This window comes from Nostoc sp. DedQUE12b (assembly GCF_034530835.1).
Lineage (GTDB): Bacteria > Cyanobacteriota > Cyanobacteriia > Cyanobacteriales > Nostocaceae > Nostoc.
Genome location: NZ_JAVRCI010000042.1, coordinates 1 through 19442 on the forward strand (window position 1 = coordinate 1; position 19442 = coordinate 19442).

At 40.9% G+C, this 19442-nt stretch carries 15 protein-coding genes; 5 read left to right on the forward strand and 10 right to left on the reverse strand.

Features of this window, described 5'->3' with window-relative positions; translation table 11 throughout:
- Positions 1 to 40 precede the first annotated feature (40 nt).
- Positions 41 to 1150 (reverse strand): 3-deoxy-7-phosphoheptulonate synthase, encoded by a 1110-nt coding sequence (gene aroF, locus RMY16_RS19915; protein WP_322737855.1) that lies wholly within the window; start codon positions 1148 to 1150, stop codon positions 41 to 43.
- A gap of 282 nt (positions 1151 to 1432) precedes the next feature.
- On the opposite strand from aroF, the gene RMY16_RS19920 reads away from it, so the two are divergent.
- The gene (locus RMY16_RS19920; RefSeq protein WP_322666436.1) at positions 1433 to 2059 is read left to right on the forward strand and encodes an MOSC domain-containing protein; all 627 of its coding nucleotides are present in this window, start codon (positions 1433 to 1435) and stop codon (positions 2057 to 2059) included.
- Between the two features lie 387 nt (positions 2060 to 2446).
- Positions 2447 to 7915 carry an AAA family ATPase gene (locus RMY16_RS19925; RefSeq protein ID WP_322737856.1) on the forward strand — a complete coding sequence of 1823 codons (5469 nt, stop codon included), beginning with the start codon at positions 2447 to 2449 and terminating at the stop codon, positions 7913 to 7915.
- Between the two features lie 284 nt (positions 7916 to 8199).
- On the opposite strand, the gene RMY16_RS19930 is transcribed toward RMY16_RS19925, so the two are convergent.
- Together RMY16_RS19930 and RMY16_RS19935 are read right to left on the reverse strand one after the other, a co-directional pair.
- Entirely contained in the window at positions 8200 to 8721 is a 522-nt protein-coding gene (locus RMY16_RS19930) for a type IV pilin-like G/H family protein (protein ID WP_322737857.1), read from the reverse strand.
- Positions 8722 to 9057: 336 nt separating this feature from the next.
- A complete protein-coding gene (locus tag RMY16_RS19935; protein WP_322737858.1) occupies positions 9058 to 9858 on the reverse strand; it encodes an RMD1 family protein in 801 nt (266 codons plus the stop codon).
- A gap of 359 nt (positions 9859 to 10217) precedes the next feature.
- Here RMY16_RS19935 and RMY16_RS19940 point away from each other — a divergent pair, with 359 nt between their 5' ends.
- Together RMY16_RS19940 and RMY16_RS19945 are read left to right on the forward strand one after the other, a co-directional pair.
- A complete protein-coding gene (locus RMY16_RS19940; RefSeq protein ID WP_322737859.1) occupies positions 10218 to 11696 on the forward strand; it encodes a CIA30 family protein in 1479 nt (492 codons plus the stop codon).
- Positions 11697 to 11782: 86 nt separating this feature from the next.
- Positions 11783 to 12130 carry a hypothetical protein gene (locus tag RMY16_RS19945; protein WP_322737860.1) on the forward strand — a complete coding sequence of 116 codons (348 nt, stop codon included), beginning with the start codon at positions 11783 to 11785 and terminating at the stop codon, positions 12128 to 12130.
- Between the two features lie 336 nt (positions 12131 to 12466).
- On the opposite strand, the gene RMY16_RS19950 is transcribed toward RMY16_RS19945, so the two are convergent.
- The 4 genes from RMY16_RS19950 to RMY16_RS19965 form a co-directional block, all read right to left on the reverse strand.
- Complete coding sequence (locus RMY16_RS19950; RefSeq protein WP_322737861.1) at positions 12467 to 13981, reverse strand: GH3 family domain-containing protein; 1515 nt, start codon at positions 13979 to 13981, stop codon at positions 12467 to 12469.
- Positions 13981 to 14589, reverse strand: a complete 609-nt coding sequence (locus tag RMY16_RS19955) for an acyl transferase (protein WP_322737862.1) — start codon at positions 14587 to 14589, stop codon at positions 13981 to 13983. Before RMY16_RS19955 ends, RMY16_RS19950 begins: the two co-directional genes overlap by 1 nt.
- Positions 14589 to 15338, reverse strand: a complete 750-nt coding sequence (locus tag RMY16_RS19960; RefSeq protein ID WP_322737863.1) for a sterol desaturase family protein — start codon at positions 15336 to 15338, stop codon at positions 14589 to 14591. Before RMY16_RS19960 ends, RMY16_RS19955 begins: the two co-directional genes overlap by 1 nt.
- 289 nt (positions 15339 to 15627) lie before the next feature.
- Positions 15628 to 16662: an aromatic ring-hydroxylating dioxygenase subunit alpha gene (locus RMY16_RS19965; protein WP_322737864.1), complete on the reverse strand. Its 1035-nt coding sequence runs from the start codon at positions 16660 to 16662 to the stop codon at positions 15628 to 15630.
- A gap of 128 nt (positions 16663 to 16790) precedes the next feature.
- On the opposite strand from RMY16_RS19965, the gene RMY16_RS19970 reads away from it, so the two are divergent.
- The gene (locus RMY16_RS19970) at positions 16791 to 16913 is read left to right on the forward strand and encodes a hypothetical protein (RefSeq protein WP_322737865.1); all 123 of its coding nucleotides are present in this window, start codon (positions 16791 to 16793) and stop codon (positions 16911 to 16913) included.
- Positions 16914 to 17074: 161 nt separating this feature from the next.
- Here the strand turns inward: RMY16_RS19970 and RMY16_RS19975 are convergent, their stop codons facing one another.
- The 3 genes from RMY16_RS19975 to RMY16_RS19985 all read right to left on the reverse strand — a co-directional run bounded on the left by RMY16_RS19975 (position 17075) and on the right by RMY16_RS19985 (position 19099).
- The gene (locus RMY16_RS19975) at positions 17075 to 17377 is read right to left on the reverse strand and encodes a 2Fe-2S iron-sulfur cluster-binding protein (RefSeq protein WP_322737866.1); all 303 of its coding nucleotides are present in this window, start codon (positions 17375 to 17377) and stop codon (positions 17075 to 17077) included.
- Between the two features lie 124 nt (positions 17378 to 17501).
- Positions 17502 to 17993 carry a hypothetical protein gene (locus tag RMY16_RS19980; RefSeq protein WP_322737867.1) on the reverse strand — a complete coding sequence of 164 codons (492 nt, stop codon included), beginning with the start codon at positions 17991 to 17993 and terminating at the stop codon, positions 17502 to 17504.
- On the reverse strand, positions 17990 to 19099 hold the full coding sequence (locus RMY16_RS19985) for an AAA family ATPase (RefSeq protein ID WP_322737868.1): 1110 nt from the start codon (positions 19097 to 19099) through the stop codon (positions 17990 to 17992). Before RMY16_RS19985 ends, RMY16_RS19980 begins: the two co-directional genes overlap by 4 nt.
- Between the last annotated feature and the right edge of the window lie 343 nt (positions 19100 to 19442).

Genomic DNA, 19442 nt, shown 5'->3' on the forward strand with positions numbered 1-19442 from the left:
CACTCAGCACTCAGCACTCAGCACTCAACACTCAGCACTGTTAAAGAACCCCAATCTTCCAATTTGTTAAGGGGAGTAGAGAATTAGTTTCGATACTTCTTGTGTATTTCTGTTCTTGCCAGCGACCAAAGAATTTGCCCAAGGGAGCCATTTCTCTCATAAATTCTTCAAAGCTGGCAAAATTGAGCGACTGAGGCCCGTCTGAAAGGGCTTTTTGAGGATTAGGGTGAACCTCGACCATTAGCGAATCACAACCAGCTGCTAAAGCAGCCATTGCCATTGGTGTCACCAATTCCGATTTCCCAGTACCGTGGCTGGGATCAACAGCAATTGGGAGGTGAGTCAGACTACGCAAAACAGGAATTGCAGATATATCTAAAGTATTGCGTGTATACTCTCTGTCAAAAGTCCTAATCCCCCGTTCACATAAAATCACATTGGGATTTCCTGCTGCCAAAATATACTCAGCAGACATCAACCAATCTTCAATAGTGGCTGATAAACCACGTTTGAGTAACACAGGTTTACCTGTTGCACCGACTTTTTTCAAAAGGGAGAAGTTTTGCATGTTGCGGGCACCAACTTGCAGGATGTCTGCGATTGATGCCACCATTTCTAATTCAGCCCCATCCATAACCTCAGTAATAATACCCAAGCCAGAAACCGATCTAGCTGTTGCTAACCAGTCTAAAGCACTTTCTCCATGTCCCTGGAAAGCATAGGGTGAAGTTCGTGGTTTGTAAGCACCTCCTCTGAGAAATTTTGCTCCTGCGGCTTTGACTCGCAGCGCAGTTTCTACAATCATCTCTTCGCTTTCGACAGAACAGGGGCCTGCAATTACGACTACAGGATGGTTTTGACCAAAGGTGATAGTTTCGGAGGGTGTAGACACCTTTACATCGCTGGGTTCACCATAACGAAACTCTAAACTAGCTCGTTTGAATGGCTTCTTTACCCGCAGCACTTGCTCAATAAAAGGGCTTAAATTTTGCACTTGCTGCACATCGATTTCCGTTGTATCGCCAATCAAACCAATTGCTATTTTGTGTTTACCTACAGAGATTTCTGGGACAACCTTCCAGCGCGAAAGTTCTGTCAATAGTAATTCAATTTCTTGTCGAGGACAACCGGATTTCATGACGATAATCATCGTTTTCGCATCCTTCTAAAATATGCAATTGCTGAAGTTGTGTAATTACTTAGCTGAAAATCAAGGAACTAATTAGCAGTCAGTAGTTTTACTGTTGCCGATGAATTAAACAATATCCGACATATTCATGCCACACATCCACCTTTTCTGCTTGTTTGGGTGCAGTATTCATACCTGGAGAATGCACGAATGCGATCGCCTCATTTCAGAAAACTGTATGATTAACGAATATCCACTTGTTTATTCGCAAATACCACTGGATACTGGGTCATCTATCTGAAAATGAAACTTATCTCTGTCAACGTCGGACTTCCACGTGAAGTTACCTGGAAAGGGAAAACAGTTAGCACTGGAATTTTCAAAGAGCCAGTTAGCGATCGCGTTACTGTGCGATCGCTTAATTTAGACGGGGATGGACAGGCTGATTTAACCGTTCATGGAGGAGCAGATAAAGCAGTTTATCTATACCCATTCGAGCATTACGAGTATTGGCGGGGTGAATTGCCTGACACAGAACTGCCGCTAGGCATCTTTGGTGAAAATTTTACGACCACTGGATTGAAAGAAGAGGAAGTCAACATTGGCGATCGCTTTCAGATTGGCAATGTCAGGTTAATGGTGACACAACCTCGCTTACCTTGCTACAAACTGGGGATTCGCTTTGGACGACCTGATATAGTTAAGCAATTTCTCGCAAGTCGTCGAACCGGATTTTACTTTCGTGTTTTGCAAGAGGGCGAAGTTGGAGCCGGAGACACTTTAGAGTTGGTGAGCCGAGATAATAATAACATCACGGTTGCCGATATCACTCGACTTTATGTGCGCGAGCAGGATAATCCAGAGTTACTTCGCCGTGCTGCTCAACTTGAAGCCTTACCCCAAAGTTGGCGCGACTATTTCCAGAGGTAATGAAGTAAATATAATTCAATATATAAACCTGCCTTAAAAATAGAGGCTGAAACAACGCAAAATCATTCCCAGATTATTTTGATTGTTCTTTGTGAGCGCAGCTCATGGAGTCTCTTGGTGCGCCCTAAATTATTCAATTTGAAGAGAAAATAGGCGTTGGCTTTGATTCGTTGTGTCATCTCTTCACCTGCGGCTGTGATCAGATAAGCGTTAGCTTCATAACAAGAGAAAAACACGTAAAGCATCGTCAAATTAAGTCATAATATACACTTTTAACCAAAATTAGTTATGTAACATCTCGTAAAAATATGCTTATTTTTGTCTCACATGTTACAAAGCTAAACTTGCATGGGCAAATTAAGAATGCTTATATTGCAAGAAAAAACAATGACAGCTACTTTATCTGGTTATCAACTCCTCGAAACCCTTCACTCCGGTAATAAAACCGTCATTTATCGTGGGCGGCGAGAAACTGATAATGTCTCTGTAGTGATCAAAACTCTTCTGTGCGAACATCCACCCCTGGAAGATGTGGCTCGACTGCGCCACGAATATCAAATCATTGAGCCGCTGCAAATTCCTGGCATTGTTAAAGCCTACGAGTTAAAGAATTATCAGCATGGTTTGGCTTTGGTTTTGGAAGATATACCAGGTTGCTTGCTCAAAGAAATGATTGCAACTCAAAAAACTACTTTGATTACTTTTCTCAAGGTGGCGATTAATTTGGCGCACACTTTAGGAGAGCTACACGCCCAAAAAATTATACATAAAGATATTAAGCCGCACAATATTCTAATTAATCCCGAATCAGGAGAAATAAAACTGATTGACTTCAGTATCTCTTCACGCCTCGATCGAGAAAATCCCACCTTGAGCAATCCAAATTTGCTTGAAGGTACTCTTGCCTATATGTCGCCTGAGCAAACAGGCAGAATGAACCGAGTGTGCGACTATCGCACCGACTTTTATTCGTTGGGTGTCACCTTGTATGAAATGCTAACTGGGACGCTGCCGTTTTATGCTAGTGACCCGATGGAGTTGATCCACTGTCACATCGCCAAAATGCCAGTTGCACCCTGTAGCGAAACCGTGTGCCGCGTTCTAGAAGATGTACCAGAGGCAATTAGTGCAATTATTTTGAAGCTGTTAGCGAAAACAGCAGAGGAGCGGTATCAAAGCGCTTGGGGACTGAAAGCGGATTTAGAGGAATGCTTGTTTCAACTTCAAGTGATTGGCAAGATTGAAAACTTTGTACCAGGGAGACAGGATAAATCTGGGCATTTTTTGATTGGACAACACCTCTACGGACGCGAAGCAGAAGTAGCAACATTAATGACTGCATTTGAGCGTGTAGCAAGTGGTAGCAGCGAATTTATGCTCGTCTCTGGTTATTCGGGCATTGGTAAGACGAGTGTCGTCAATGAAGTTCATAAACCGATTGTTGGGGCAAGGGGTTATTTCATTGCAGGCAAGTTTGACCAATTCAAGCGCAATATTCCATACACATCGTTGATTCAGGCGTTCCAATCTTTGAGTCAGCAATTACTCACCGAAAGCGTTGCCCAAATCCAAGGGTGGAAAGAGAAACTGTTAACTGCGTTGGGAGAAAACGGGCAAGTCATTATTGATGTGATTCCTGAAGTTGAACTCATTATTGGTACTCAGCCACCTGTAACACAATTAGGAGCGACAGAATCTCAAAACCGTTTCAATCGCGTTTTTGGGCAATTCATTGGGGTATTCACGAACCAAGACCATCCCTTAGTTGTCTTTCTGGATGATTTGCAGTGGGCAGATTCGGCATCACTGAACTTAATTGAGCTATTGATGACGGATACTGAGCGCAAATATTTATTGCTAATCGGGGCATACCGTGATAATGAAGTGTCGCCCACCCATCCATTGATGATGAGTTTGTCCAAAATTCAATCTTCTGGTGCGGTGGTGAATAACATCGTCTTGTCATCATTGCAGTTAACGGATGTGGAAGCGTTAATTGGCGATACATTGAATCACATAGAACACAGTCAGCCACTAGCAGAATTACTATTCCACAAAACTGGAGGAAACCCCTTCTTCTTAACACAACTGCTGAAAACCCTACACCAAGAAGACTTACTAACATACGACTTCCATTCAGGAGTATGGCAATGGAATATCCAACATATTCAAGCAATTGGCATTACTGACCTGAATGTTGTTGAACTGACAGCGAGAAATATTCGCAAACTGTCATTAGAAACGCAACAAGTTCTTAAACTGGCTGCTTGTATTGGTAATACTTTTAACTTGGATGTATTGGCGATCGTTAACGAAGTATCTTCTCTTACAACTGCGGCGCAATTGTGGTCAGCCCTGCAAGCTGGGTTAATTCTACCGTTAAATCAGGATTACAAAATTCCCTTAGTGTTTAGTCAGGAAGAATCTGACGAAATTACTTTAACTGATGTCAAGGTTGATTACAAGTTTTTACATGACAGAGTACAGCAAGCGGCGTATTCTCTGATTCCCGACGATCGCAAGCAAGCAACGCATCTGAAAATTGGTCAATTACTGCTACAAAATACAACACTAGAAGAACGCAAAGAAAATATATTTGCTTTAGTTAATCAACTCAATTATGGTACTGATTTACTGATATCTGAAACAGAAAAATATCAACTTGCAGAACTAAACCTCATCGCCGGTCAAAGAGCAAAAGCAGCCACAGCCCATGATTCCGCCATCAAATATTTGCAAGTTGGTTTGGGACTGTTAGCAGAAGAAAGCTGGAAGTGTGAATATGAACTGACATTAACACTGCACTCAGAAGCGGCAGAGGCAGCTTTTTTGAGCGGTGATTTTGAAGAAATGCAGAGATTGTTTGAGATCGTCCAAAACTGTGCTGTGACGCTACTGGACAAAATTAGAGTGTATGAAGTCCAAATGCAAGCTTATATGGCGCAGAACAGACTACTAGAAGCGGTTAACACAGCACTGCAAGTTTTAAAGCTGTTAGGGGTGGAGTTTCCTCAAGAACCGAACGCGTCAGATATTGGGCAAGGATTGGCGGACACTGCGACAATTTTGAGTGGAACGCGAATTGAGGATTTAATTGAACTACCTCAAATGAGCGATCGCTATAAATTAGCAGCCATTAGACTTTTGTCAAGTATCTTTGCTCCTGCATATATTGTTGCTCCTACACTGTTGCCCTTGACGGTGTGCAAACAAGTACAATTATCCGTCGAATATGGTAATGCTACCGTTTCTCCTTTTGCTTATGCCAATTATGGTTTTCTTCTGTGTGCCATTGTGGGAGATATTGATTCAGGTTATAAATTTGGTCAGTTGGCTTTAAATCTAGTGTCAAAGTTAAATGCTCAAGAAATCAAAGCCAAGACAGTTTTCATCGTAAATCTATTTATCCGACATTGGAAAGAGCATCTGAAAGAAAGCTTAGAGCCTTTGCTGTCAGGTTACTCTAGCGGAATGGAGACAGGAGATTTAGAATATGCAGGCTATAGTCTATTCCAGTACTCCTGTTTAGCTTACTTTAGCGGTAAAGAACTAACTGTTCTTGAAAGAGAAATAGCAAGAAACAGAGATGCTATTCATAAAATTAAGCAAAAAACAGCGCTTAATTATATAGAAATTTATTGGCAGGCTACCTTAAATCTACTGGGAAAAAGTGAAAATCCCTGCCTGCTCAAGGGTGAAGCCTGCGATGAACAGATCGGGTTGCCACTGCACCAGCAAGCAAACGACAACGGGGGAGTTGGCTACATATATTTGAACAAATTTTTGCTTTGTTATTGGTTTGAAAATTACTCTCAAGCGATTGAGAATCTTGCTATAGCCCAGAAGTATTTAGATGTAGTGGTAGGAATGCCCTTTGTTCCGGTATTAAATTTTTACGATTCTTTAGTACGGCTAGCAGTATATGCCGATCGCCAAGAGTCAGAGCAAAAGGCCATCCTCGATCGCGTCCAAGCTAATCAAGAAAAAATGCAAAAATGGGCGGATTATGCCCCAATGAATCATTTACACAAATTCTATTTGGTAGAGGCAGAACGGCATCGGGTTTTAGGCGAAAAAATCGAAGCGATCGAGATGTATGACAAGGCGATCGCACTTGCCAAACAAAACCAATACATCAACGAAGAAGCACTCGCCCACGAACTCGCAGCCAAATTCTATTTGTCATGGCGTAAAGAAGCGATCGCCCAAACATACATGACAAATGCTTACTACGCCTATAGCCATTGGGGTGCTGTTGCTAAAGTCAAAGATTTAGAAGCACGCTATCCGCAATTAATTTTGCGGTCAAACACAGAAAAAACAGAAACGAATTACCTACACACTCTTCAAACAAGCTCTACGACTACAGAAAACGCTCACATTCTTGACTTTATGACAGTGATGAAAGCTGCACAGGTGCTGTCAGAAGAAATGGTGCTAAATCACCTGCTCGAAAAATTGATGAGGATAGTCGTCGAAAATGCTGGCGCTCAACAAGGTTACTTTATTGCCAAGCACGAGAATCAATGGATATTAGAAGCGACGGGAATAGTTATAGGTAAGGAGGTTAGCGTTGTTGTAAACACAGAGGATAAAACTAATTCATTCTTACTCCCGGTTGCTTTATGCAACTATGTGGAAAGAACTAGAAACAATCTGGTTTTAGACAATGCTGTTAAAGACTCTCGTTTTGTGGCTGATGCTTATATCACCACTTACCAATCCAAGTCAATTTTGTGTTTGCCGCTGATTCACTCTGGCAAGTTTACTGGGATTATTTACCTGGAAAATAATCTTATTTCTGGTGCTTTTACCCCAGAACGGGTGAATGTGCTGAGTCTGTTGATCGCACAAATTTCGATTGCGATCGACAACGCCCGCCTCTACACCAACCTGCAAGCTTACTCAGAACAACTGGAAGCTAAATCACAAGAACTCGAAACTAAAAATGAAGCTTTGCAAGCATCCGAAACGCGAGAGCGAGAAAAAGCCGAACAAATCGAAAAATCTCTGTATAAACTACAACAAACTCAGGCTCAACTTGTGCAGACCGAGAAAATGTCGAGCTTGGGGCAACTGGTAGCTGGGGTTGCTCACGAAATCAACAATCCAGTCAATTTTATCTTTGGCAATCTGACCCATGCCAACAGTTACACCCAAGAGGTGCTAAGACTGCTGGAACTTTATCAAAAGCATTACCCATCTCCCCATTCAGAGATTCAGTCAGAAGCAGAGGCGATCGATCTAGAATTCGTGCTAGAAGACCTGCCGAAGCTACTGTCTTCTATGTGGGTTGGGGCAGACCGAATTCGGCAAATTGTCGCTTCTCTGCGAACTTTCTCACGTATGGACGAAGCCGAAATTAAAGCTGTTAATATTCATGAGGGCATTGACAGTACCATAATGATTCTGCAACATCGCCTCAAAGCCAAGTCAGATCGTCCCGGTATTGAGCTTGTTAAACATTACGGCAATTTGCCCCAAGTGGAATGCTATGCAGGGCAGCTAAATCAAGTATTTATGAATGTGTTGAGTAATGCGATCGATGCTTTGGAAGAGTCATTAACAGATAATCAAGGACAAATTACAACTCCAACCATTACTATTCACACTGAACAAATTGATGCTCATCAAATTGAAATTCGGATTGCAGACAATGGGATGAGTATACCAGAGCCTGTTCGCCGTCGCCTGTTCGATCCTTTCTTTACCACAAAACCTGTGGGCAAAGGAACAGGTATGGGCTTGTCGATTAGCTACCAAATCGTTACCGAAAAACATGGTGGTTCACTCTCTTGCACTTCAGAACCCGGCGAGGGAGCGGAGTTTCAAATCCGTATTCCAGTTTGTCAGTAAGTTAGCAAGAACATTGCTGGGTAGTGGTAAATATCGGTTTTACCCCACCCTAACCCTCCCCTTGCAAAGGGGAGGGAACTGGATTTTCCGGTTTCCCCCCAATGCATCGGGGGGATTAAGGGGGGTAATTCAACTTGTGTATACACGGTAGCCCCGCTTGCGGGGAGGGGGTTGGGGGCGGGGTGCAATGATTGTGGGAATCATAACTAATTATGCGGACATGATATCACTCATTAGTTTATAACAAATAAAAAAATAGAATTAGCGATTTTCATCAACCCATCTTAGTTGATAGTTTGAAACCCGATAGGGCAGCTAAACTTATCTTGCTTGAAAACAGGTTTGGGAGGTTCATCTAAAGTCTGTTTCTCGGAACGGCACATTATTGAAACAGTAGTTTTGTTTTGTGTATCGTAAGCAACTGCGCCTACAAGGCTGTTAAAATCCTTTTTTGTCAGACCTAATTTCAATAAATCAGTCAGTAGCTCTTTTGTAGGCGTTGCATATATAAATGACTTATTCTTACCCATTTCTACAGAATATCGATAGTGGGTTGTAGCTGCTGGTCTATCTCCATCTCCAAGCTCTAACAAGCTATACGATTGAGCAAAAACTGATTTTTCAGAAAAATATGCTTGTTGTGCCCTAATAAAACTTCCAATTGTATTTTTACTGCTATTATTACAGCCACAGCTTGGTGGAACTTGAATAAAAATAGTTAAAATCCCAAGCGGTAATCCTCCAAGTCCAACAAGTAACAAGATTCTTTTAAAGTTAATTTGGGTACGGTCATTTTGTTTAGTCATATCTGACATATACGACTTGAGAAGGAATTGATACTTCAACTTAGCATTATCAAGCAAGGCGATCGCTGCTTTTTTCTGCCTAGTTTCAGTTCGTAGCCGAGCTTGCAACTTATTAATAGTGTCACTCTGAATTTTGAGTAGTTGCGATCGCTCCCTTGCCATCTCACAACCCCAAATTTACAGCGATTTTCAGGTAAATGAACCACAAGTAGACCTCTCTCCAAACCTCTCTCCTACGAGGAGAGAGGCTTTGATTTTCTCCCCTTCCCTTGTAGGGAAGGGGCTGGGGGTTAGGTCTCATAATTGTGGTCTAAATACATGAAAACTGCTGTAAAATTAGCTTTTGAAAAGGATGTCATAAAGTGACAGCAGAATCTCTACCACAATCAGAATCACCACATACCACTCTACTCGCTGACTACTGCTATGCTGCATGAACTCCAGCACCGTTTGGGCGGTTTGGGCAATTAGGTCTAGTTTACGTTCCAGAGCATGGTGACGCTCACGAATTTCGTATTCATCCTCCAAGCGCAGATATAAGTTTTCTAGCTGTGGAGATTCCCAAAGCAACTCCGGCTTATCGATAATCTCTACTTGACCGACAATTTTATGTTGAATTAATAGGGTAGTCCCAAGTTGACGCAGTAATTCTCGGCTTTGTTGTCTACTCCTGTTTTCACGCTGAAGACTAGCTGCAAACGGTTCAATTTGATCGAATACAGTTGCTAGGCTGGTTTCATAGTGAGACAGCACAACACTCTTAGCGAGAATATCAGCCACTATCTGCAAGCGCTCTATACTCAATTCATGCAGTAAAATTTTTCCTTCCTTAGCTCGTTCGCTCTCACTAATACTGAGATGAACTTCTACCTCTTCTGTTTCTGGGTCGGCAAAAGGGCCATTAATTTGAGAAGATAGTTTGGTCAAAAAGGCTACCTTTTCTCTAGGCTCAAGGTTAAACAGGACAACTGCACCATAGGCCAGCAACACTGCGTAGCCTTCTTCACCGGCTCTAATCATTAGTGGCATACTCGCCAAGGAAACGTAATTATCCAACGTCTTTAAGTTAATACCTTTACCAAGGAATAGGGCCTGCGCTCTAAATCTATCTTTGTCATTAAAAAGGAGTTTTTGCATTGTTGCCCGGAAGCTATATTTTGCCTGCTTTATTGCTCTGGTAGCGATACTAATTGATGCCTGTTGTCGGAGATAACTACAATCTCAGCTTACCATTTCGTCCTTCCCCTACAGCCTACACCTTGTTTTTGATACTTTTGTGCTCTAAATAAATTACAGCGCTTTTCAAATAGTTGAACTACATTACTCGCCACTCAACACTTTTCGGATAATCTTTTGGTCTGGGTAAAGGTTAAAGGGTAAGGGGTAAAGGTAAATATCAAACCCTTTCCCTTTCCCCTTTTCCCCTTAACCGAAAAGTATTGACTCGCCACTCTCCCCAAAATTGTTAGAGTAAATAAAGTTATGAGGACGCAAATATGACTGACAAAAATCGTTCTCAATGGGACTTAGGCAGGTTTATCGAAACCCTGACTTACTTTGAGGTAATTCCTTTCCTTAACTGGGTACAGCAATTAATCCAAGGTCGTCCTAAGGATAATCAATATAGACCCAATGGAGGAAGAAATGTGGGTGTAATATTAGTAGCAGGTGCAACAGGTGGTGTCGGTAAACGAGTAGTGCAGCGATCGCTCCAACAAGGTTATAAAGTTCGCGCCCTAGTTCGAGATATTGACAAAGCGCGGTCAATTCTTGGTAATGATATCGATTTAGTAGTTGCGGATATCACGCAACCAGAAACTTTAACTCCTTTAGTTATGGCTGATATCCAAGCTGTAATTTGTTGTACAGCAGTACGCGTACAACCAGTTGAGGGAGATACAGCAGACAGAGCCAAATATTATCAAGGTGTTAAATTTTACCAGCCAGAAATTGTTGGTGACACTCCTGAAAATGTAGAATATCAAGGAGTCAAAAACTTAGTCGAAGCGGCGGCAAAATATTTACCCCAAGCAAATGAAAAACTAATATTTGATTTCACCAAGCCATCAGCAGAATTAAAGGATAACTGGGGAGCGCTGGATGATGTTGTCATGGGTGGCGTGAGTGCCAGTAATATCCAATTAGTAGAAAATACAGCTTTATTTGCTGGGAATGTCTCTACCGCTAATTCTGGCGGATTTGCTTCTGTCAGAACGAAAAATTTTGATCCACCCTTTAACTTATCTGGTTATGAAGGAGTGAAATTGCGCGTCAAAGGTGACGGTCAGCGTTATAAAATCTTTCTACGGACAGATACAACATGGGATGGTATTGGCTATAGCTATTCTTTTGATACTGTAGCTAATACTTGGATAGATATTCACATTCCTTTTGCAGATTTGATTCCCGTATTTCGAGCAAAAATTGTCAAAGATGCACCGCCACTTGAAGAAAGTAGAATTTGTTCATTCCAACTGATGTTGAGCAAATTTGAACATGATGGCGCTTTAAATCCCAAATTTTCCCCAGGTGGTTTTGCTTTGGAGTTGGAATCAATTAAAGCTTATGGGGGGACAGTTTTACCACAATTTATCCTCGTCAGTTCAGCAGGTGTCACTCGTCCCGGCCGCCCTGGCATTAATTTAGATGAAGAACCCCCAGCAGTGAAATTAAACGATCAATTGGGAGGAATTTTAACTTGGAAATTGAAGGGAGAAGATAGTTTAAGAGAAAGCGGAATTCCTTATACAATTATTAGGCCTTGTGCTTTAACTGAAGACGCAGGGGGTAAGGGATTAATATTTGAGCAAGGTGACAATATTAGAGGCAAAATCAGCCGTGAGGATGTGGCAGAACTTTGCGTACAAGCGCTAAAACTAGGAAAAGCGTCTAACGTCACATTTGAGGTTAAACAGGGAGAAAATACTGTCAATATCGATTGGCAGAGTTTATTTTCTAACTTAAAACCTGATTAAAAATGAAATATTTACAGATTTTTAGCCTGTAAATTATCTCAATCAAGTCTGATTAAATAGACTGTTCTAACAAGTCAGCTATTGGTATGAAAAAAATCAAGGTGCTAGTAATCGCCGGGATTTTAGTAACAATAATCTGGGGCAGTTTTTTTTCTAAAACTGCCTCATCGCAGCAAGTAGAGTCCCGCATCTACAATCTGGAAGCGGATTTGAATCGTGTTGAGTCGCGGTTAAATCAGCTAGAGTCTCAGCTAGGTAAAACTCGGCAGTCTCCATCTTCAAGAACAACACTTACCCCACGACAGTCAAGTGGTTCTAGAAGGAACTTATCACAGCAAGATCCGATGTTTGATCGGCTTGCAACTTTGGTGATTGAATTGAAGCAACAAGTCAATAAATTAGAGGAGCGAGTTGCTAAATTAGAATCACGCTAAATAATCAAATTTAAAAAGGCTAGTACCGCAAGGCGGAATTCAAAGGGTTGCAGGTTTAGGGTGTAGGGTGTGGGTAATCCACGTTTTCAAACGTGGGATTGAAAACTTGGACACCGTTTTTATCGCGCTTCGCGTCTCGAAAAACATCTTTTTCTTAAATGAGATTTCAACTCATAATTAAAGTTTTTTATTTTTAAACCTACACCCCAAACCTGCAACCCCACACCCTATTTTCTGTAATTTAAAATTAAAAATTAAACATGAACACAGTGTAAGCGTTTCATTAATTTGGAATGGGTGATTTATTGACGCCGTGTGGTACTAATACTTGGTAAGCTATTTTTGGAGAATTTTCAACTTCAATTCTTGTAAAAGTTCAGTGCTAATGGGTGATTTTGCCAAAATTGGATGTTTAATACCTCCCCAGATACTTCCAGTACGGGTACGATGGGAAACTAGTATTTCAGGAATTTGACTAGAAATTAAAACCTGTGGTGGTGCGAGTTGACCGAGCGATCGCGCTCTTTTGTAATGATACGATTCTGATAGAGCCAGATCCAGTTGTTGAGCGATAATTTCTGGGGTTTCTTTTGCCGAATCTAGTAATAGAATATAGTGTGCAGGCTCGGCAATGGGCATCAAGCTTTTAAAATTAGTTTCTTGCAAGTTCAACAAAGTCAGAGCATTATTTACAAAGGTTTCTTGCAACTTTTCGCCCACCAAATCGCTAATAGCTTGATGTCGTCCGAGAAACTCTAAACAGGGAGTGTGGCGATAGTAATGAGTTACCCGGATGCGATCGCCAATTCGATAACGATACAAACCCCCTTTTTGGGATAAAATAATCGTGTATTCCTTGCCAATGTTGAGTTCATGCAAACCATACAGGGAAGCAGTCTCATCCTCGAACTCAAAAAACACTTCATCCAGAACTGGAACACATCCCCCAGCTACAATCAAGGGAATCGTCATTGGGGCTTCGGTTGCTAGTAGTCCTTTACCTTGAACTAATACACCTGGAAATTGCGAACGCAATCCCTGAGCTTGATCTGCTGCGTTGGCGCTATCCCAGCAAGAAATCAGCTTCAAATTTGGCCAGAGTTGCATCCAGGGAATATTACTTTCGCACAGGTGTTGCAGCCGATGAGGTGAAATCCGGTTGTGTAATTCCGTTCGCAAGAAATCCTGATTTTCTTGAATATATTTTAAATGTACTTGCAGAAAACTAGGACTCCAAATAGAAATAATTTCTAGTTTTTCAGCCTCTAATAATGCCAAAGCTAGTTGATGTTTGAATAGGTTAGCGTCATGCAGCCAATTAAGTTTATTTGGCATCACTAACCAAGGACGTAAAAACCAACGCAACCAGCCATCTAAGTAATCTAAATCGTTCTGTAAACTTTGATTATCAGCTACATCTAATTGCGGCGAGATACAAGCATAAAGTTTGCCTGTAGAAAATCTCGGGCCATGTACAATCAAATCATGCGCCCATACGCAGAACATCTGATTAAACGATCGCCGCAAAGATTGAGTATAAGGAATCCATTTTATTGCGCCACTACTACCAGAGGTTTTTTCATAGAACAAAATCGGTTCTGGTGTGAGGTAAATTTGCTGCTGTTTTTGATTTAACCAGGGTTCGAGTGCATCATAATCTACAATTGGTACACGCTGCCAATCATCTACAGAATGAATCCCCAAAGTTTTACCATACTCACTCTTAATTAGGCGATCGCAAACCTCTCTCTGTACAGATGTCTGCATTAACTTTGGGTTATCTAAAGCTTGATGAAATCGCCTCGCAGTTGGCGCGAGAATTTGCCCAAAAAGCTGAATAATCGGACGCATTATTGCACCTTTTGATTAGGATAAAGGTTGGTGGCTGCTGGTAAGTAAGAACCATCATCAATGACTACACCGGGAGCAAGATTAGATCCAGCTCCCACAAAAACATTGCTGCCAATCTTGACTTTTTTGACATACAACATTAAATTTTGCTTGCGGGGTTTAATGATGTGAGAATAGATACCGACACCATGCCCGATAACGACGCGATCGCCAATTTCTAATAAACTGCGATCGGCAATCTCCAATCTTGTTGTCCAGTATACATCTCGCCCCACTTTAGCACCCCACAATCGCAACCAACAAGAAAATACCCCCGGAATCAGTCGCAGCACTGCTTCCAACACCGGAATTGCAATATAAATTACCTGGATTTGATGACTACCCCACCAAGGACTATATTCCTTACCTTGTAGATAACTAATACCCTCGCGCACAGGATAAACCCATTCATGCAAGCGGTAAACTAGCACTGGTAGCCCATAAATAGAAAGGAACACCGCCAGAATACTGAAGATGTTAGGTGAATAGGCGAGGTAGACTATTGCTGCCCCAGTTAGCAATAATATAAAGGTCGGAAAAAACGAAAGAATTTTACTTAGAACTGTCATTAAAATGGGAAAAAAAGTTTTTGGAGCAAGTTTAATGAGCTAGGAATTCCGATTATAGATGGCAAGTTTTTGCTTTCATAATATGTTCCATGTAACTTATCCCAAATTTTCAGATTAGCCCCATAGTTATAATTGTGGATTTCGCTGCAATGATGCCAAGCATGATCCTGTGGTAAAATTAGCCAAGAAGATAAAAATTGATATAACTTGGTATTTGCAGGAATCATCAAGCGGCTATGTCGCCATAAATCTAAAGCAGAAGTTAGGCTGACTCCAAGTAAATAACCTGTGGGATCGGCTAACAGATATATAAATAAAGTGTGTATCCATAAATATATAATTAACAAGCTTGTCCAAATTGTGTTGCGAGAAGTTCCTAATACATCCATTTGAGTAACAGTATGATGGACTTGATGAACTTTCCACAACAATTTAGTATGCAATAAACGATGATTCCAATAATATAAGTAATCAACCGCAACAAAACTGAGAATAAAAGTCTGTATTAATGATATTTTTAAACTTCCTTGTTGCACAGGGAATAAATGTTGATATAGCGAATAAACTAAAGTTGCTTGTAGTAAGGGAATCAAAATTCCTTGAATCGTTAATCCTGTACTATCTAGCAACCAATCTTCAGGAGTTTTTAGTTTAAATTGAGTTCGTCCAATCTGATTGATAATACTCCAACCAACTGATCCGATAAAAGTACCAAAAATTAGTAATTGTGCAAAGCTTTGTATTTCCACTTTTGATTGCTCACACTGATTTTAAACATGGGTTTTACCCCACCCTAACCCTCCCCTTATAAAGGGGAGGGAACTGGATTTTCCGATCTCCCCCCTTTATAAGCTACGGTGTACACATAAGTCTGAAATAGCTGATTAATCAAGGTTTTACCCCACCCTAACCCTCCCCTTATAAAGGGGAGGGAACTAGATTTTCCGGTTTCCCTTCTTTATAAGGGGGGATTAAGGGGGGTAATTTGACTTGTGTATACACGGTAGCCTTTGCAAGAGGGGTAATTACGAATTATTTTTAAACCCAAAATGTAACTTCTACTGATTGATTTGGCAATAAACGCGGATCTTCTCCACGAGATATAGCTGCCATAATTGACTCTACAAATATATGAATTGTGTCCGCAGGCGTATTATAAAATTGTGTCCCGTATTTAGCGATCGCTTCCCCCTGAATACCCAAAATTTCCACGTCTTGGCGGATAATGTGTTGAGCAGTCCACCGCACAAAGGGACGCGCTAATTTATTCCAAATACCATAGTTATAGGTGACATCGGTGTAAACCAGAGTTGAGTTATCGGTTTCTGGAATAGATTGACTGGTAATGAACAAATGGCGATTGTGTGCCATATTATACTCTACAGAGGTAGTATTGGGCATATAAAAGCGATCGCTATGTTTAATCTCTGCACCCTGCAAATTCAGAAAACGGCTGTACCATCCCAAATTACTGTTTTCGTTGCGATACTCCACCAAAACCGAACCATCCCAGCGTTCAACAGTCATCTCTAACTTTTGTTGGCGGGAAGTACGGAAAACACCAGGATGAACAAAAGCCGTATGGGGAATATCAATAAAGTTCTCCGCACAATTAGTAACATTGTTAGCAAAACGGTTAATTACCCGTACCGTCTCCCATCCTATTTCTCCGTAGTGAGGCATAGAAAAGGGTTCAAGATTAAGATTTGGGGCAACACTTGGGGTATCGGCTAACCGCACATAAACATAGCCATCTTGTTCTTTGGTAGCGTAACACTTGGCTCGACGCTGTGGGGAAGGTTTGAAATCATCTCCTTCGGCTGGAACAGCAATCACGTTTCCAACCGCGTCATATACCCAACCATGATAGGGACATTGTAAAGCACCGTTACAGATTTTACCTGATGATAGACGGCTATTGCGGTGTAAACAGCAATCGCGCAAAGCTACGGCTTGTCCATCTTCACCGCGAAATATCGCTAACCATTCTCCTAAAACGGTGCGTGATAATACCTTGTTAGGTTGTAACTGTTCGCTGAGTGCGACAATGTACCAGAAATCTGCAAATTGCATGGTGGGTAGGAGCGATCGTATTTAAATTATGGCAATGTCTTGGGTAGAACTGCATTGCTGTATCTATCGAATTCCAAAAGAGCTAATTTACAATTAAAGGTGGGATAACCTGAGATGGGAAACTGATCGTGACATTACAACAATTGCAAAAGCAGGTATTAGAGTTACCAATTAGCGATCGCTGGACATTAGTGCAAATACTTTTGGAGTCGCTACAGCAAGAAACTAGTTCTGAATTTAAAAAAAAGTAACTTGTCCCGACTGCGAGGAATTGCAAAAGGTACAGAAATATCAAGTGAAGATATTGAAGTAGATTATATCAACTATCTGACTGAAAAATATCAATAATGCAAATTTTTGCAAGGCGATATCACAAATCCATACTTGCTCTTTTAGTTTTTTTAATCATCATCTAAACCTTACGAAGTTCAACATTACCTGTAACATCAAGCTGACAAGCTAACCGCGCATAAGGATAATTAGCTGCTAACGTCTCCAGCATTTCGTGTTCATCAGGTTGGGCAGGAAGAATATCACCAATAACCTCAACCAAACAAGTGCCACAAATACCAGTCCGACAACCAAATAAAACAGGTGAATTCTGAATCGTAAGATGTTCAGACAAATTTTTATGGGGTTGCAGAGCCAGGGGAGGGTAGTCAGTTCCCGGAAAAGATATATTACAAAACTCAGACATATATTGTACAGTATTCACTGAGAGTATTTATAGTAATTGTATAACGGTCAAGCTAAACTGCGGCAGATCCCCTTTGCATCACTACTGATATTTGGGTTTTGCCGATTGCAGCACAAAGTTGTACATCTACTATTCACCAACATTATTTCAAATTAAACAGAAATGGTTTGACAGATGAAATCATACGCTCTAACTCAGTTTTATTGTGTATGAGAAGATCGTGTCCCCATAATTCATTCGTGTTATCAGAGCAATCTTTTGCAAGAGCTTCTCCGATCTTTTCAAAATTCTTGTTAATGTCTCTCCTTAAACTCTCTGGTTCAGATAAGACTCCAAGAACAAATACTCTATTTTCTAAATCATCTGGAATCTGTTGCTTAACATAAATTAATCTGTCTTTATCCTCATCAAAATCAATCAGTAAAGCAATCATTCTCTCTGGATACTGTCGCATTGTAGAGGCATAATTAGTCGTGATTTTCTCCACAGCGTCTTGCCAACCACGAGCCTCTGGTAGGACTTGAATAGTGCGGCGATTGAGGTTTAGATCAAGAATAAATCCGTTTGCAATCTGACGATTAGCATCGTCTTCAGGCAATACAAGAATGTGTGGTCTATGCTTATTTATGCTCATAGTTCTATATCTCCACTAATCAAGGCGTCTACAAGATCACCTGGAACATAAATATCATTGAGCAATCTGATTAAAGTTGGCTCTAAGTGGCTTTTTCGATCAAGTACAAAGGTATTCTCATTTGAAAACTTCCGGATTGCTTCTTGATCATGCGAAGTCACCAAAATTTGTCCACTATTCTTAAATGAGCTTCGCAGTGATGATATAAAATGTCCTACCTCTGATATGGCGAGATAGTTATCAGGCTCGTCCCAGAAACAAAAAAGAGGGCCGTATGATTCGTTAGCAGCTAAGACAACAGAGCAAAGAAAAAAGCATTTTTCCCCGTCAGATAAGGCTTCAAAATCAACACTGAGATTCGCATTATTTTTTTGAAACCGAACAATCATGCTTTTTGAGTCTTTGCCGATTAGTTCATTCAGAAAATCCTTAATATCAGGCATAACTTCACGGAGATATTGAACAACCTGTGTGTATGCGGCAGGATAACGACTGAGTAACCCAGAAAACCACTCCCCGAAGTTTGAACCATCCTGTTTTGGCTCCAAAGTGTCGCCATTGGAGTCTCCTGTCATCAAGCTTGGGATCGGGGCTAAAATAATCATGCGAGCAAGCCAAGTCTTGAAAATACGAAGTGGATCAGTTTCTGATTGCTCCTGAATTACTGGAAGGGCGACAAGATGCCAATCCACTAAAAACTGAGCCTCACGATTTTGCGAACTGTTGTGAAGAGTGACTTTGGCTTCCTTTCGAGAGTAGATTGGATCTCCTGAAACTAGCAGTTGCTCTTCAGAAACTCGAAGCTCTTTAAATTTTTCTGGCAACTCCAAGGCAAGGACATATTTGTATAATTTATCATCAAGTAATACTTCTATTTCAAAGCGGATTGGAACATCAGTCCTTCCACGAGTAAAATCTTTCGACTGGACAAGTTGACCAACTCTATTTATGCCTCGGCTAATCTTCTGAAGTACCTCTAATGCAGAAGCAGTAGTTGATTTACCTGAACCGTTTTTTCCAATCAACAGAGCAGATGACATCCCCTTTATGGGCAGTTCAAAGTTTTCTAGGCATCTGAAGTTGTGTATATATAGTCTTTGGAGCATAGGAAAAAATTCCGAGGAGTGGAAAGTGAAAGAACTTTTTGATCTGCCTAAGTAGTGAATAAGCATTGCCACGAATATCCTGAGAATTCAGGTGCTTTGCTGATCTACAGAGGGATTAGCTACATATTAGATTACATTTACTTTCATAACAAACGCTATCCTCGATAAATGAGAAGTGATAAAAGAGCAATAAGTAGGTAGGCGTGAATATTTATCGTTAGGATAAGGCAATAGGCAGAAAGCAAGAGGGTTTGAACCTCATCGGTTGTATATCGTTATACACAAACTATTCTCTTTACCAAATGCAAACAAATTAGTGTAAGTTGTTATACTTTTAATTTAC

Excerpts from the sequence above, each read along its gene's own strand:
- aroF (WP_322737855.1), bottom strand. The coding sequence starts at position 1,150 with ATGATTATCGTCATGAAATCCGGTTGTCCTCGACAAGAAATTGAATTA.
- RMY16_RS19920 (WP_322666436.1), top strand. The coding sequence starts at position 1,433 with ATGAAACTTATCTCTGTCAACGTCGGACTTCCACGTGAAGTTACCTGG.
- RMY16_RS19925 (WP_322737856.1), top strand. The coding sequence starts at position 2,447 with ATGACAGCTACTTTATCTGGTTATCAACTCCTCGAAACCCTTCACTCC.
- RMY16_RS19930 (WP_322737857.1), bottom strand. The coding sequence starts at position 8,721 with ATGACTAAACAAAATGACCGTACCCAAATTAACTTTAAAAGAATCTTG.
- RMY16_RS19935 (WP_322737858.1), bottom strand. The coding sequence starts at position 9,858 with ATGCAAAAACTCCTTTTTAATGACAAAGATAGATTTAGAGCGCAGGCC.
- RMY16_RS19940 (WP_322737859.1), top strand. The coding sequence starts at position 10,218 with ATGACTGACAAAAATCGTTCTCAATGGGACTTAGGCAGGTTTATCGAA.
- RMY16_RS19945 (WP_322737860.1), top strand. The coding sequence starts at position 11,783 with ATGAAAAAAATCAAGGTGCTAGTAATCGCCGGGATTTTAGTAACAATA.
- RMY16_RS19950 (WP_322737861.1), bottom strand. The coding sequence starts at position 13,981 with ATGCGTCCGATTATTCAGCTTTTTGGGCAAATTCTCGCGCCAACTGCG.
- RMY16_RS19955 (WP_322737862.1), bottom strand. The coding sequence starts at position 14,589 with ATGACAGTTCTAAGTAAAATTCTTTCGTTTTTTCCGACCTTTATATTA.
- RMY16_RS19965 (WP_322737864.1), bottom strand. The coding sequence starts at position 16,662 with ATGCAATTTGCAGATTTCTGGTACATTGTCGCACTCAGCGAACAGTTA.
- RMY16_RS19980 (WP_322737867.1), bottom strand. The coding sequence starts at position 17,993 with ATGAGCATAAATAAGCATAGACCACACATTCTTGTATTGCCTGAAGAC.
- RMY16_RS19985 (WP_322737868.1), bottom strand. The coding sequence starts at position 19,099 with ATGCTCCAAAGACTATATATACACAACTTCAGATGCCTAGAAAACTTT.